Here is a 14,303-nt window from a genome sequence, read left to right as displayed (position 1 = left end):
CAACAACGACGAGGAGGGCCGTGCGCAGCGATACCGAGCGCAACCGCGCACGCATCATCAAGGCCGCCTCGCGCCTCGCCGCGAAACACGGCAACTCGATCCGCATGCAGGACGTCGCCGCGAAAGCAGAAGTCTCCACCGCGACCGCGTACCGGCACTTCAGCAGCGTCGACGAGGCCCTTGCCGAATTCCGATTCGGTGTCGGCGAGACCCTCCGTGAATTCAGCCTGGCGCGCGACGAGTGGGGTGTCGAGCTGCTCGAGGTGGTCAGTCGCCGCTGGATCGAGCTGGTCATGAAACATGGCCGGGCAATGGTGCATACCCGCTCCGATCAGGGGTACCTGAAACGACTCCGCGCCGATGCGCCGTACCTCACGGTGCAGGCGGACGCCCTCGAGCGGCCCATCCGCGAGGCCGCCGCCGAGGTCGGGATTCCGGACCAGGGCGACCTCGGGCTGTTCTTCTGGAACTCGATGTTCGACCCTCGCGAAATCTTCGACCTGCACGAGACCGTTGGGATCCCGTCGGAGCAGATCGCGTCCAGACTGGTCCGCACACTGCTCGGCGCGCTGCGGGGTTGGGCGCCGACGGACTGACCGACCCCGGCCGGCCCGGCGGATCCTCAGAACCGCACGAGCACTTTGCCGGACACGGAGGAGTCTGCCGCGGTCACAAAGGCTTCCAGGGCATCGTCGACCGCGAACTCGTGCGTCGCGACCGGTCCGACTGCAAGCGATCCGTCGGCTAGCGCCGCGAGCACCTCGGTGATCTCGTCGACGAACCGGAACGACCCGCGGAGGTCGAGCTCTTTCGTGATCGCGAGGGACACTAAAGCCGGCTGCGGTCCGGTCGGAAGCAGCCCCACCATCACGACGGTCCCGCCTCGCGCAGCTCCACGGACGGCCGAAGCCAGACCGTGACGGTTCCCGGAAGACTCGATGACAACGTCGGCTTCGACAGCATCGATCGCGGCCACATCGGCTGCATGAATGGTGCGGTCGGCGCCGACCTCGAGGGCGATGCGCAACGGCAGCTCCTGCAGGTCCACGGCGACGATCTCGGCTGCACCGGCCCGCCGCAGGGCTGCCGCGGCGAGGGCGCCGATGGGGCCGGCGCCGATGACGAGTGCGCGCTTGCCAGCGACGTCACCGGCGCGGTGCACGCCGTGCAGCGCCACGGCTGCGGGTTCTGCGAGTGCAGCGTCCCGCAGACACAGCCCCGCTGGGAGTGGGCGGAGCATGCGCGTCGGAAGTGCGGTGTGGCGGGCGAACCCGCCTTGCGTGTGGGGCAGGAGTGCGGCGCTGCCGAGGTAGGTCGTGCCTGGCGCCAGGTTCGGACGGTTCGCCGGGTATCGGCCGGGTGCGGTGCCCGTGGTCGCGGGGTGCACGGCCACTGCGGTGCCGACGGCGGGACCCGATCCGTCGGCGGCCGCGACCGTGACGTTACCGACGACCTCGTGCCCGAGGACCATTGGTTCTCGGAGAATCGACTCGCCGACGGCGCCGCTCCGCCAGTAGTGCAGGTCCGACCCGCAGATGCCGCCGAATGCGACGGTCACCACGGCCTCGTCGGCACGGGGCGTCGGCGCAGGCAATTCCTCGACGCGGAGGTCGCCGGCACCGTGGACGACGATGGCGGTGTTGGGCTGGGTGGTGTACGGCACGAGGTGCTCCTGTTCGATCGGGTCAGACGACGACGGTCATGCCGCCGTCGACGAACACGACCTGTCCATTGACGAAGTTGCTCGCCTCCGAGGCGAGCCAGACGGCCGGCCCGACAAGGTCGTCGGTGGTGCCCCACCGATGCGCCGGGGTGCGTCCAAGGATCCAGCCGTTGAACGCCTCGTCGTCGACAAGCGCCTGGGTCATCTCGGTATGGATGTACCCGGGGGCGAGAGCATTGACCTGGATGTTCGCACCCGCCCACTCGGCGGTCATCGCGCGGGTGAGGTTTCGGATGCCGCCCTTCGCCGCCGTGTACGCCGCGATCGTCGGCCGGGCGAGGTCGGTCTGTACTGAGGCAATGTTGACGATCTTGCCGCGCGCTCGAGGCACCATGTGGCGGGCAACCTCGCGTCCGACCAGGAACGCCGCGGTGAGATCGGTGCGTAACACGCGCTCCCAGTCCTCGAGCGCGAGTTCCAACATCGGGACCCGGTGCTGGACACCAGCGTTGTTGACCAGGACGTCGATCGGTCCCACCGCGTCTTCGACGTGCGAGACGCCGGCGATGACGGCGGATTCGTTGGTGATGTCGAATGCGACGGCGCTCACCCGTTCCGCGCCGTACCGCGCGGCGAACCTCGTATGCGTATCAGCGAGGCGGCCCTCGTCACGTCCGTGGAGCACCACATGCGCACCAGCTCTCGCCAGGCCGTCCGCGATGCCCTGCCCGATGCCACGACTCGACCCCGTCACCAGCGCGATACGCCCCGTCAAATCAAACACCGAGCCCACCGAGTGGTCACTGGTGCCCAGCACGAGTCGACGGATCGTCTCCGCGACCTGCTCCACGGGGGCGTCGATCGCGACGGTGACGCCGCGCTCGTCGTGCGTGAGCGGTTCGAGCAGCTCGAGCTGGGAGTCCAGCAGCGACGACGGCATGTACTCGTGCGATCGAGCATTGAGCCGCTCCGCGATGAGGGCACGCGACCCGGAGAGGTGTGCGAAGAACACGTCACTTCCGCCGAGTGTCTCCCGGTACGTCCTGGTGAGCGCCGAACACGCCAGAACGACCCGCTCATCGCCCGCCAGCAGGGTGGCGAGCCGAGCCAACCAGGGTGCCCGGTCGTCATCATCCAACGGTATCCCGGACGCCATCTTCGCCTTCGCCTCTGCGGAGTGCAGATCGTCTGCGTCGACGAACGCGACGCCCAGCCGAGCGGCGAGAAGCGCGCCGACGGCCGACTTCCCCGCTCCGGACACCCCCATGAGCACGATCGGGGCAACGGTTCCGGTCATCGCGGTCTCCTTCGGCACACCCTCGACAAAATGAGAATCAAGTCTTAGTTTAGGTACGGTACCGACCATGCCATGTGACCGCAAGCGGCCACGACCGACAGGAAGCCCGATGACCGAGCATCAGCAGCACGCAGCCCAGGCGAACATCGGGGTGATCGGCCTCGCCGTCATGGGGTCGAACCTCGCACGCAACCTCGCGTCGCGTGAGGGCAACACGGTCGCGGTCTACAACCGCACCTACGCCCGCACCGAAGAACTCATCACGGAGCACGGCGACGCCGGCTTCATCGCTTCCGAGGACATCGACGACTTCGTTGCATCGCTGAGCAAGCCGCGCACGGCGATCATCATGGTGCAGGCCGGCAAGGGCACCGACGCCGTGATCTCGCAGCTCGCCGACAAGTTCGAGGAAGGCGACATCATCGTCGACGGCGGCAACGCCAACTTCCACGACACCATCCGGCGCGAGCACGACCTGCGCGAGAAGGGCCTCAACTTCGTCGGCACCGGCATCTCCGGCGGCGAAGAGGGTGCGCTCAAGGGCCCGTCGATCATGCCCGGCGGCTCGAAGGAGGCCTGGGAGACCCTCGGTCCGATCCTGAAGTCGATCGCAGCGGTCGCCGAGGGCGAGCCCTGTGTGACCCACATCGGCACCGACGGTGCCGGCCACTTCGTCAAGATGGTGCACAACGGCATCGAGTACGCCGACATGCAGCTCATCGCCGAGTCGTACGACCTGCTCCGCCGCGTCGGCGGGCTCTCCGTGGACGACCTGGTCGGGGTGTTCCAGGAGTGGAACGGCGGCGACCTCGAGTCCTACCTGATCGAGATCACGGTCGAGGTCCTGAAGCAGCGCGATGCTGATTCCGGCAAGTTCCTCGTCGACGTCATCCGCGACGAAGCGGGTTCCAAGGGCACCGGCGTGTGGACCGTGCAGAACGCCGTCGGCCTCGGCATCCCGGTGTCCGGCATCGGCGAGGCCGTGTTCGCTCGTGCGGTGTCGTCGAAGCCGTCGCAGCGTGCCGCCGTGCAGCAGGCGTTCCCGGACCGGCCCGACATCGCCGAGGTCCCCGACGGCTTCGAGGACGACGTCCGTGCGGCGCTCTACGCATCCAAGGTCGTCGCCTACGCGCAGGGGTTCGACCTGATCATCGCCGGGGCGAAGGAGTACGGCTGGGACATCGACCTCGGCAACGTGGCGAAGATCTGGCGCGGCGGCTGCATCATCCGCGCCCAGTTCCTCAACCGCATCGTCGAGGCGTACGACAAGAACCCCTCGCTCGAGAGCCTGCTCGTCGACCCGTACTTCGCGAACGCCGTGCACGAGGGCGAAGCAGCCTGGCGACGCATCGTCGGGATCGCTGCCGCGTCGGGGATCCCCGCCCCGGGCTTCTCATCGGCGTTGTCGTACTTCGACTCGCTCGCCTCCGAGCGGCTGCCCGCCTCGCTCATCCAGGGGCAGCGCGACTTCTTCGGAGCGCACACCTACCAGCGCATCGACAAGGACGGCACCTTCCACACGCTGTGGTCCGACGACGACCGCCGCGAGGTCGACCAGGAACCGTCCACCCACTAGAGCTCATCATGGCCTCACGACTGCTACTCCTTGCCTCGCTCGTTGAGTCCGATGGCGTTCACGCCACGCCGGCCGGCAAGCTGTCTCTGGCGACCGCGCCGACCTCACGCGAATCGGTTCGCAACGGGCTGCGAGCTGCTATCGAGCATGGCCAGCTCCAGCCGGGGATCCGTCTGAAACGCGCGCACGATCTTGCAACCGCGATCGGCGTGAGCCGCAGCACAATAGGAGCCGCCGTCATGGACCTTGTCCACGAAGGTCTCATCGAACGGCGCTCTACAGGCGAGAAAGTCGTTCGTCAGCCGCCAGCCGGGCCACGGGTCACCGTCCGGCCAGTAGCGCTTACGTTTGACGGTCCGCCGCTTGAATATGCCGACATCGTCGCTTTCGCCGCGGAGCGGCCACGGTCCGATCTGATCTGGAAGCAGCATCACGAAGGTCGATGCGTTGCCGAGATCCGAGTTGCCACGGACCCACGATGGTGGTCTCCGCCGTCACGATGGACCTGGGATGCGCCCATCGGACCTCAGCGAGACGTTGAACGAGTTGAGGTAGCGATCAGTTATGACGTCGACTCCATCGGCACTCGATGGCTCGTCGTTGTCGCCGTGTTCTACAGCGAGAATGCGCAATGTACCGTCACCTTACAACTAGCACACGGCTTCTTCTCCGTCGAACTTGTATGAAGATGGCTCAAGAGTTTTAAGAATCGAGAACTCGAAATACGGGATTCTCAGCAAGTTTGGCGCCTGCAGGTAACGTCATGCTCTACGACACCGTCGCCGTGAGCCGGTTCAGTGGTTGAGGAGTTCGTGAGAGACGGACCAGAGTCGTTCTGCAAGCGCGGGGTCGAGTGCCCGGGCCTTCACGCCATCTGGATGGTCGGCAAGTATGCCGTTATTGGGAACGGTGTAGGCCTTCTGGCAGTCGTCGAGGTAGTGACCGCCACTCCCGCACGATCAGCACTGTTTGACCAGCAGCTCGGCGCCGGTTTGACTGTGTCCGGCGTTGAAGTGCGGAAAAGAAACCGGTGACCGGAAGCGGCCATCCCGAATGCCGGCGACGTCTTCTACAAGCCTGCCGGGGTCGTTGTCGCCAAGAGCGACATCTTTGTCAAAGAGGCCTCTGTGCGACGAGCTGTCCCAACCGCTCCGATCCTCATCTCGTTGGTCAGAGTCGTCTCCGTTGCGTGCGGTGGCCGGTGGTGGACAAATCGGTGTCGAGCAGACCCACGCCGTCTTCTCTCCAGAGGTGTCCACGCTTTCGGTGCCGATGGCGCGCTGCCGTCTTAGGGGCGGACGGGAGCGGCGGCGTGCTGCGATGACAAGCATGAAAACTGTTGTGCCTTTCGGATCGTCGGCCGGTCAGCGTCTGATGCGTGGCCGAGTGGCGAGAAGGCCAAGTAAGTAGATGCCACCGAGCGCCGAAGTGACTAAGCCGACGGGGATCTGGAACGGGCTGAGGAGGCGACCGGCGACGATGTCAGCTGCAGTGAGGAGCACCGCACCGATGAGCAGTGAAGGTGCCATGCTGTCGCTGCGTTGGGGGAGGAGGCGTCGGGCGAGTTGCGGCGCGGCAAGGGCCACGAACGAGATCGGCCCGACGGCGGCGACGCCGACGGCAGCCAGTCCGACGCCGCAGGTGAGGAGGTATGGCCGCCAAAAGGCGAGATTGACGCCGAGGGTGGTGGCGAGGTCGTCTCCCATCTCGAGCATCGCAAGCGGCCGGGATCCGACTGCGGTGAACGGAATGAGAGCGGCGATCACGACGAGGGCGGGGAGTACTTGCGGCCAGGAGATGGCGTTCAAACTCCCGAACTTCCAAGCGGCGGCCGCCTGGGCACGTTCGAGATCGGTCCGGGTGAGCAGGTAGTCGTTGACGGCGGCGAGCATGGCTCCGACGGCGATCCCGACCAGGATGAGCCGCTCGCCCGTTGCTCGGCTGGAGGCGCTGAGAAGGTATACGGCGGTTGCGGTGGCGAATCCGCCGAGGACAGTTCCGCTGGCGATAGTCGTGGCGGACGCTGAACTGACGGTGAGGATAGCGACGAGACCGCCGGTCGCTGCGCCGGTGCTGAAACCGATGAGGTCTGGACTCCCGAGCGGGTTGCGAGAGATGCGTTGAAAAACCATTCCGCTGACGCCGAGTGCTGCGCCGACACCGATCGCGCATGCCACTCGTGGAATGCGCTGGTTGAGCACGATGAACTGGGACGCGTCCGAGCCGGAACCGGTCAGCGCGGCCCAAGTCTGCGGCCATGTCAGCTGCAGTGGTCCGGTCGTGACGCCCGCAATCGCGGCTGAGACGAGCAGCCCCAGCAGAACGATCCACGTCAGTGTTCCCTGACCTCTCCGGCGGGAGGCTCTCACAGGGAACGTTCTTCCGTTTTGACGGCATCGGTACGCGACTTCCGGCGCACCGCGAGCGCGATGAGCACCGGAGCGCCGACGAACGCGGTCACGATGCCGACTTCGAGTTCACCTGGTGGGGCGATGACTCTGCCGACGATGTCCGCAGCCAGCATCAGGGCCGGCCCGCCGACGAGCGAGGCGCAGAGCACAATCGGCAGGCGATTCCCGACGAGGAGCCGAACGGCGTGTGGCACGACCAAGCCAACGAACGTGATCGGGCCGACCACCGCAGTCGCAGTGCCGCACGCAAGCGTCACGACCGCGAATCCCAGGACATGCGTCAATGAAACCGATACGCCGAGCGACGCCGCGGTGTCTGTTCCCATTCCGAGTAACTCGAGTGGCCGCGCCAAGAGACCTGTGACGAGCACCACAACGAGGAGCACCGGCAGCAACCACGCTGTGCTGCCAGGGTCGCGGTTCGCGACAGAACCGATGACCCACGACCGGTAGTCACCAAACGTGCGTTCGTCTGCCAATGTGATCACGCCGGTCACCGACGATAGGCTCGCCGTTAACGCTGCACCGGCGAGGACCAGCCGTGTGGATTCCGTCCGGTGCCCTGATCGTGCTGTCACGAACATCACAACGATCGCACCACCCGCGGCACCCACAGAGGCGAGGCCCATCAGCGCACCGGTACCGCTTATCCCGAACGCTGCGACGGCGATCACGACGGCAAGCGACGCGCCGGCGTTCACGCCGAGTAGACCCGGCTCCGCCAGTGGGTTCCGCGTCAGCGCCTGCATCACAACACCAGCGGTGGCGAGCAACGCCCCGATCAGGACAGCGAGGACGGTTCTAGGCATCCGCAACCGCCACACGATGATCGAGTCCCGTCCACCGTCTGGGTGCATCACCGCTGCCAAAACCGCTGGCGGCGACACCGGCTGCGCACCGATCGACAGACTTACCCCGACGAGAACGAGCAGCATCACTAACGCGCAAGCGCCGGCAAACAGGAGCCGGGGTCGACCACGAGCGGTGCGATGTGTGGAGGAGACGTGGAAGACATTCATGGCAAGTAAGGTGAGCCTAAGCTAACTACGTGCTCCTCACCCAATCACCCCGCTCTCGCCGCTCCCTGCTTAGTTCTTCGATCGCGGTTCTGCTCTCGTCCGTGATCCTCGCCGGATGCAGCACCGTTGACAGCGGCGGAGCCGCCACCGACAGCCAGCCGGCTGGAAACACCGCTTACACCACACCTCGCACCATGCCATCTGGCAAGGGCAGCGACGAATCCGACGGCGTGTTCCCTCGCACCGTCAAGCACTTCGAAGGATCCACCAGGCTCGAAGCAGCACCGAAACGGGTCGTGGTGATCTCCACCGGACAAGCCGACGCCCTCTTGACCCTCGGAGTTGTGCCAGTCGCCTCAACGGCAGGCGATGCCGCGGACCTGGTCCCGTCGTACCTCGCGGATGCCTTTCCAGACCGGGCATCTGCCCTGGCCGATGTGCGGTCCATCGGGAACCGGTTTGCACCCGACGTCGAGACCATCGCCGCCGTGCAGCCTGACCTGATCTTGATGAACACCGCAGGAAAAGACGCGGACACGCTCTACAGCAGTCTTGCGAAGATCGCGCCCACAGTCGCGACCCGAGGAACCGGACGGTATTGGAAGCAAGACTTCCTCCTCCTTGCGGACGCACTCGGGAAGACGCAGCAGGCGGAAACGTGGCTGACCACGTACCAGGAAGACGCGAGAACTTTCGGTGAGGGCGTGCAGGGAAACCCGACGGTGTCGTTCCTGCGATACAACTCCGACCGGCTACGCGTATTCGGAGTCGCCTCGTTCCCGGGTTCCGTGGCTGAAGATGCCGGCCTCGTCCGTCCTGTGGCGCAAGATTTCACCAACGGAACGTCCCAAGACATCAGCAGCGAACAGCTCGCTCTAGCTGATAGCGATTTCGTTTATGCCGGTGTGCAGGGCGGCGACACGAAGAAACTCACCAGTCTGGCCCTCTGGCCTACGCTCGAAGCGGTCGGTCGCAAACGGGTGACATTCATCGACGACGACGTGTTCTACCTCAACACCGGACCTACCGCAGCAAGGCGAGTTCTCGCAGAACTCGGTCGTACCGCCGGCCTCTAGCGAGGCGGACAGCGTCCGAATCTGATGATAGTGGTCGCTGATGTTGTTGCAGACTCATCGGCGGAGCAGCTTGACTGCTCGCGGACGCTGTTCCGTGCTCGTTATCCACAGCGAGTACGTGCTTCAGCAAGCATAGGACGCGGGCCGGGCACATGCTCGAGCTCGACCGCCTGCCGTTTTGACGCCACGACTGCATCGCGCGCCCGACGACAGAACGTCCGTCCGCTGACCAGCTGACCGGCCGGTCGGCAAAAGCGCCTTGCCTGTCCAGCTCGAGAATTAGTCGATCCAGCGTTCGGCCGAGCCGACTTCGGAGGAAAGGATGATGTTGTGCGCGTTTTCGAAACAACGCAAGCGCTTCACCTGTCCTGGATCAGGCTGCGCCGTGACTGGCGCGGCTGCGCCGCGACAGCGAGTCGATGATGACGGCGAGCAGCAGGACCGCGCCGGTGATCATGTAGCGGATCGACGAGTCGAGGCTGAGCAGGGTGAGCCCGTTCGAGATCGACTGGATGACGATGATGCCGAGCAGCGCCGACCAGGCGCTCCCGCGGCCGCCGAACAGGCTGGTCCCGCCGATGACGGCGGCGGCGATCGCGTTGAGGTTCGTGTCGCCGGCGCCGGACGACAGGCTCGCCGAGTTGAGGCGGGCGGCGGCGAGGATCCCGCCGACGGTGGCGAACAGCGACGTCAGCATGAACACCGAGATGTAGATGCGGTTCACCCGGATGCCGGACCGTCGGGCGGCCTCGACGTTGCCGCCCACCGCGAAGACCGACCGTCCCCAGCGGGTGCGCTTCAGCACGAAGTTCATCAGCACGACGAGCACGATGAAGAACACGAACGAGGTGCCGGTGCCGAAGTCGCGCGACAGGTACCAGACCATCAGGGCGAGGCCGAGGAACAGCGCGACGGACTTCACGATCGTGAGCGACATCGCCCCGGTCGACAGCCCGGCACGGCGGCGGCGGGCAGATCGGCGCACGTCCGTGAAGAACAGGCCGCCGGCGGCCAGGGCCGCGAGCAGGTACGCGAGCCACGGCGGCAGGTACGACGCCGAGGCGAACTGCACGATCGGCGAGTCGTACGGCAGGTTGATCGAGCCGTTCGGTCCCAGGATCAGCAGCTGCAGGCCGAGGAACCCGAGCAGACCGGCGAGGGTGATGACGAAGCTCGGCACGCCGAACCGGGTGAACAGCAGGCCGTAGAGCAGACCGGCCGCGGCACCGACGGCCAGGGCGACCACGAGCACGAGCCAGAGCGGCCAGCCGAGCGTCGTGAGCCCCTGGCCGAGGATCGCCGCGGAGAGGCCGCTGACACTGCCGACGGACAGGTCGATCTCGCCGAGCAGCAGCACCAGCACGATGCCGATCGCGATGGTGCCGACCGCGGCGCACTGCAGGGCGAGGTTGACCAGGTTGCCCGGGGACAGGAAGTCGGGGGAGAGCGCCTGGAATACCGCCCAGATGACGATGAGCCCGACGACCACGGGCAGTGAACCGATGTCACCGCCGCGGACCCGCCGCACGAACGCCTTCGCCGCGCCGCCGAGCCCCTGGTCGCGCAGGAGCCGCTCGTCCTGCAGGTCCGCCGCCGAGGGGGTCGGAGTCGCTGCGGTGAGGGTCTCGTTGGTCTTGCTCATGCGGAGGTCTCCTGCTCGGTCCGGGCGGCGGCGCGACGCGTGACGGCGTTGTCGGTGGCACCGGTGATGGCCGCGATGATCTCCTCGTAGGAGACGTCGTCGATGCGGAAGGTGCCGTTGTTGCGGCCGAGCCGCAGGACCGCGACCCGGTCGGCGACGGCCTGCACGTCCGCGAGGTTGTGGCTGATGAGCACGACGCCGAGGCCGCGCTCGCGCAGGCGTTCGACGAGGTTGAGGACCTCGGCGGTCTGCGCGACACCGAGTGCGGCGGTGGGTTCGTCGAGGACGACCACTTGCGGGTCGCCGATCAGGGAGCGGGCGATCGCGACGGTCTGTCGCTGCCCACCGGACAGCGATGCGATGGGGATCCGTACGGACGGGATCCGTGCGGCGAGCTGCTGGAGGAGCTCCCACGAGCGGCGCTCCATCTCCTCTTCGTCGAGGAAGGGGTGGGCGATCTCGCGGCCGAGGAACAGGTTCGAGACCACGTCGAGGTTGTCGGCGAGGGCGAGGTCCTGGAAGACGGTGGCGATGCCGAGGGTCTGGGCCGCTGCGGGATCGGGGACGGTGACCTCGTCGCCGCCGAAGGTGATCGTGCCGCCGTCCGGGGTGTAGACCCCGGCGAGGATCTTCACGAACGTCGATTTGCCGGCGCCGTTGTCGCCGACGATGGCGACGACCTCGCCCGGGTAGACGTCGAAGTCGATGTCGCTGAGGGCCTGGACGGCGCCGAACCGCTTGGTGATCCCGCGCAGGGACATCACCGGCTCGGCGGAGGAGGGTGCTGCTTGTGACGCGTTGCTCACGGGTGTCGTGCTCACGGGTGTCGTCCTCGATCGGTGAGGCCCGCCCGGTCCTGGTCGGACCGGGCGGGCAGGGGGTCTGACCTACTTGATGCCGGCGCTGTCGCAGGCGGACGCGTACTGCGAGGTGCAGATCTGCGACACCTTGTACAGGCCGTCCTTGACCACCGTCGACTCGACGTTGTCGGTGGTCACGGCGACCGGTTCGAGCAGCGTCGACTGGACGCTGGCGCCCCCTGCGGTGTCGACGGTCGTGTCGCCCTTCGGGGTCTCGCCCTTCGCGAACTGGATCGCGAGGTCGGCGGCCTTCGAGGCCTCGGGCTTGAAGGCCTTATAGACGGTCATGTACTGCTCACCGGCGAGGATCCGCTGGATGCCCGCGAGTGAGGCGTCCTGCCCGGTGACGGGCGGGAGCTCGGTGACGCCGGCCGACTTCAGCGCGGCGATGACGCCGCCGCCGGTGTCGTCGTTCGCCGCGTAGACGCCGGTGATCTTGTCCTTGCCGAGCTTGCTGATCTGGCCGGCAGCCCAGTCCTGCGCCTTGGCGGGGTCCCATCCGGGGGTGTCGTACTCGGCGAGCACCTTGTAGCCGCTCGAGTCGATGACCGAGTGTGCGCCCTTCTTGAACTGCGACGCGTTGTTGTCGGTCGGGGAACCGTTGACCATGATGATGCCCGAGCCCGACGGCACCTTCTTCGCCTTGAGTGCGTCGACGAGGGCCTGCCCCTGCAGCTCGCCGACCTTCTCGTTGTCGAAGGAGATGTAGTAGCTCAGGTCGGGGCTGTTGATGAGCCGGTCGTAGGAGATGACCGGGACCTTCTTGGCCTTGGCCTGCTGGACGATGGAGGCAGCGGCCTCGCCGTCGAACGGGTCGAGGACCAGGACCTTGACGCCCTGCGTGAGCATCGACTGGGCCTGCTGCAGCTGCTTCGACGCGTCGCCGTCGGCGTTCGCGTAGATGACGGAGCAGCCGCTGCACTGCTTCTTCACCTCGGCGGTGAACAGTGGACGGTCGGCGCTGGCGTAACGGGCGGTGACGGAGTCAGGCAGGAGGAGGCCGATCTTGGCCTTCGACGCGTCACCGCTGCCTCCGCCGGATCCGGTCGCCGCATCGGAGCCGTTGGAACAGCCCGCCAGGGTGGTGATCGCGAGCAGCAGGGCGCTGACGCCCAGCATCGCTCGTGTGGTGGATTTCTTCATTGAAACGTCCTCCAACAGTGGACCGCCCACATCGGCGGTGCCCTGAGTGTGACAGCGAGCGTTCTTGGCTGCAAGAGTTGAACGCAAGGGTCGCGCGCTGTGACGAAAATGTTATCCGGAGCGCTCCCGCTAGCGTGCGCGCGTCACGTCGACGGCTTCGATCGCCAGGGCCAGCGCTCCGGTCACCGAGGCCTTCTCGCCGAGCTGTCCCTGCACCACGTCCGGTGTGCCGTCGACGTCGATGATGAGCGATGACTCGAGGGCGTGTCGCATCGGGCCGAGCAGGAGTTCCCCGGCACGTGCGAACTCTCCCGTGATCACCACCCGTTCGGGGTCGAGGACGTTGCACAGGCCCACCGCCGCCGAACCGATCGCGCGCCCGGCGTCGGCCACGGCGCGCATGCATACCTGGTCACCGCCCATCGCCCGCAGGACGAGGTCTGCCAGCTTCAGTGTCCCCAGTTCGTCGCGGACGCCCTCGAGCACGGCGGGCGCGCCGGCGATCGCCTCGAGGCACCCCCGGTTCCCGCACCGGCACAGGGGGCCGTTCGGCAGGACGGGGGTGTGCCCGAACTCGCCGGCGACGCCGTGGTGCCCGCGGAACAGTCGACCGTCCAGCAGGAGCCCGGCGCCGATGCCGTTGCCGACGTCGAGCGTCACGACGGTGGCGCGGCCGCGTGCCGCTCCGCTGCGGTGTTCGGCCAGTGCGGCGAGGTTCGCCGAGTTGTCGACCTGGACGGGCTTGTCCAGACGTCGGGCGAGCGAGTCGCCCAGGGCGATGCCGTCCCAGCCGCGCAGGATCCCGCCGCGCGCCGTCATCCCGGTCCGCGCGTCGATCGGGGCGGCCACGGCCAGGCCGACGGACAGCACCTCGTCCATCGTGGACTCGATGGACTCCGCCATGTCCATGACGAGCAGCGCGGTCTTGTCGAGCTCGGCGTCCGCGCGGTGATCGCGGGCCAGCGGCATGTGGCGTTCGGCCAGGACCGTGCCGTTCAGGTCGGACAGTGCGAGCCGCAGGTGTCGCGGCGAGACGTGCACGCCGGCGACGAGCCCGAGGCCGTGCGGCAGGGTCACGCGGAGCGCCCGGCGTCCGCTCGAGGTACTCGGCGTCGCGTGCAGGGTACCGGTCACGACGAGTTCCTTGACGATGTTCGAGACGGTCGCGGGCGACAGGCCCGTGACGCCGGCGAGCTCGACCTGTGTCAGGCCGCCGTGGCGCTTGACCGCGCTGACGACCCGGCCCCGGTTGGCTTCACGCAGTGAAGCTTGGTTCCCCGGACTACGGCGCGGCTCTGACACGGAGACAGAGTAACGGGCGGCTCGGTCACGTCGTTAAGCCTGTCGTTCGATGGCCGTCGCTGCAGACGTCTCCGGCTCGATGTTCTTCGGGCTGATGGAGCAGCGATTGCGTGCGGCCAGTGATCTGCGAACTCTGCGTGCACGAGATACGGTCGCAGGCTGTGGCGGGGTTGCGGTGCAACACCTAAGCCTTTCCCGACCTGCGACTCGTGATCTCCGTTGCCGGGCGGTTCACCGTGCGGGCCCCATCAGGACGCTTGCCGAGCATCTGAGCCGGTCGTTGACGTGGGACAAGGGCACGGAGCTTGCCCGGC

12 protein-coding genes and 1 pseudogene are annotated in these 14,303 nt (G+C 66.9%); 4 read left to right on the top strand and 9 right to left on the bottom strand.

Features of this window, described 5'->3' with window-relative positions:
• Positions 1–20 precede the first annotated feature (20 nt).
• Entirely contained in the window at positions 21–596 is a 576-nt protein-coding gene (locus ITJ59_RS18055) for a TetR/AcrR family transcriptional regulator (RefSeq protein ID WP_194652683.1), read from the top strand.
• Positions 597–622: 26 nt separating this feature from the next.
• On the opposite strand, the gene ITJ59_RS18050 is transcribed toward ITJ59_RS18055, so the two are convergent.
• The 3 genes and pseudogenes from ITJ59_RS18050 to ITJ59_RS19310 form a co-directional block, all read right to left on the bottom strand.
• Positions 623–1,663, bottom strand: coding sequence for a zinc-binding dehydrogenase (locus ITJ59_RS18050; RefSeq protein ID WP_194652682.1), 1,041 nt, complete (start codon positions 1,661–1,663; stop codon positions 623–625).
• A 22-nt stretch (positions 1,664–1,685) separates the two neighbouring features.
• On the bottom strand, positions 1,686–2,456 hold the full coding sequence (locus ITJ59_RS19315) for an SDR family oxidoreductase (RefSeq protein ID WP_323749559.1): 771 nt from the start codon (positions 2,454–2,456) through the stop codon (positions 1,686–1,688).
• A gap of 33 nt (positions 2,457–2,489) precedes the next feature.
• Positions 2,490–2,930, bottom strand: a pseudogene (locus tag ITJ59_RS19310) (gluconokinase); the annotation flags it as partial.
• A 139-nt stretch (positions 2,931–3,069) separates the two neighbouring features.
• Here ITJ59_RS19310 and gndA point away from each other — a divergent pair.
• Positions 3,070–4,536, top strand: coding sequence for an NADP-dependent phosphogluconate dehydrogenase (gene gndA / locus ITJ59_RS18040; RefSeq protein ID WP_194652680.1), 1,467 nt, complete (start codon positions 3,070–3,072; stop codon positions 4,534–4,536).
• Positions 4,537–4,544: 8 nt separating this feature from the next.
• Positions 4,545–5,222, top strand: coding sequence for a GntR family transcriptional regulator (locus ITJ59_RS19805; protein ID WP_194652679.1), 678 nt, complete (start codon positions 4,545–4,547; stop codon positions 5,220–5,222).
• 678 nt (positions 5,223–5,900) lie between these two features.
• Here the strand turns inward: ITJ59_RS19805 and ITJ59_RS18030 are convergent.
• Both ITJ59_RS18030 and ITJ59_RS18025 read right to left on the bottom strand, forming a co-directional pair.
• A complete protein-coding gene (locus tag ITJ59_RS18030; protein ID WP_194652678.1) occupies positions 5,901–6,905 on the bottom strand; it encodes a FecCD family ABC transporter permease in 1,005 nt (334 codons plus the stop codon).
• The gene (locus tag ITJ59_RS18025; protein WP_228511876.1) at positions 6,902–7,966 is read right to left on the bottom strand and encodes a FecCD family ABC transporter permease; all 1,065 of its coding nucleotides are present in this window, start codon (positions 7,964–7,966) and stop codon (positions 6,902–6,904) included. Before ITJ59_RS18025 ends, ITJ59_RS18030 begins: the two co-directional genes overlap by 4 nt.
• A gap of 101 nt (positions 7,967–8,067) precedes the next feature.
• Between ITJ59_RS18025 and ITJ59_RS18020 the strand changes: the two genes are divergently transcribed.
• Complete coding sequence (locus ITJ59_RS18020) at positions 8,068–9,042, top strand: iron-siderophore ABC transporter substrate-binding protein (protein ID WP_323749554.1); 975 nt, start codon at positions 8,068–8,070, stop codon at positions 9,040–9,042.
• Between the two features lie 373 nt (positions 9,043–9,415).
• Here the strand turns inward: ITJ59_RS18020 and ITJ59_RS18015 are convergent, their stop codons facing one another.
• The 4 genes from ITJ59_RS18015 to ITJ59_RS18000 form a co-directional block, all read right to left on the bottom strand.
• Positions 9,416–10,684 carry a sugar ABC transporter permease gene (locus tag ITJ59_RS18015; protein ID WP_194652676.1) on the bottom strand — a complete coding sequence of 423 codons (1,269 nt, stop codon included), beginning with the start codon at positions 10,682–10,684 and terminating at the stop codon, positions 9,416–9,418.
• Complete coding sequence (locus ITJ59_RS18010; RefSeq protein ID WP_194652720.1) at positions 10,681–11,445, bottom strand: ATP-binding cassette domain-containing protein; 765 nt, start codon at positions 11,443–11,445, stop codon at positions 10,681–10,683. The genes ITJ59_RS18015 and ITJ59_RS18010 overlap by 4 nt, the downstream gene beginning before the upstream one ends.
• A 126-nt stretch (positions 11,446–11,571) precedes the next feature.
• On the bottom strand, positions 11,572–12,687 hold the full coding sequence (locus tag ITJ59_RS18005; RefSeq protein ID WP_194652675.1) for a sugar ABC transporter substrate-binding protein: 1,116 nt from the start codon (positions 12,685–12,687) through the stop codon (positions 11,572–11,574).
• 129 nt (positions 12,688–12,816) lie between these two features.
• Entirely contained in the window at positions 12,817–13,989 is a 1,173-nt protein-coding gene (locus ITJ59_RS18000; RefSeq protein WP_194652674.1) for an ROK family transcriptional regulator, read from the bottom strand.
• Between the last annotated feature and the right edge of the window lie 314 nt (positions 13,990–14,303).

The sequence above is a fragment of the Curtobacterium sp. VKM Ac-1393 genome (assembly GCF_015350995.1).
GTDB lineage: Bacteria > Actinomycetota > Actinomycetes > Actinomycetales > Microbacteriaceae > Curtobacterium.
This window is presented reverse-complemented; position numbering and strand designations above follow the sequence as displayed.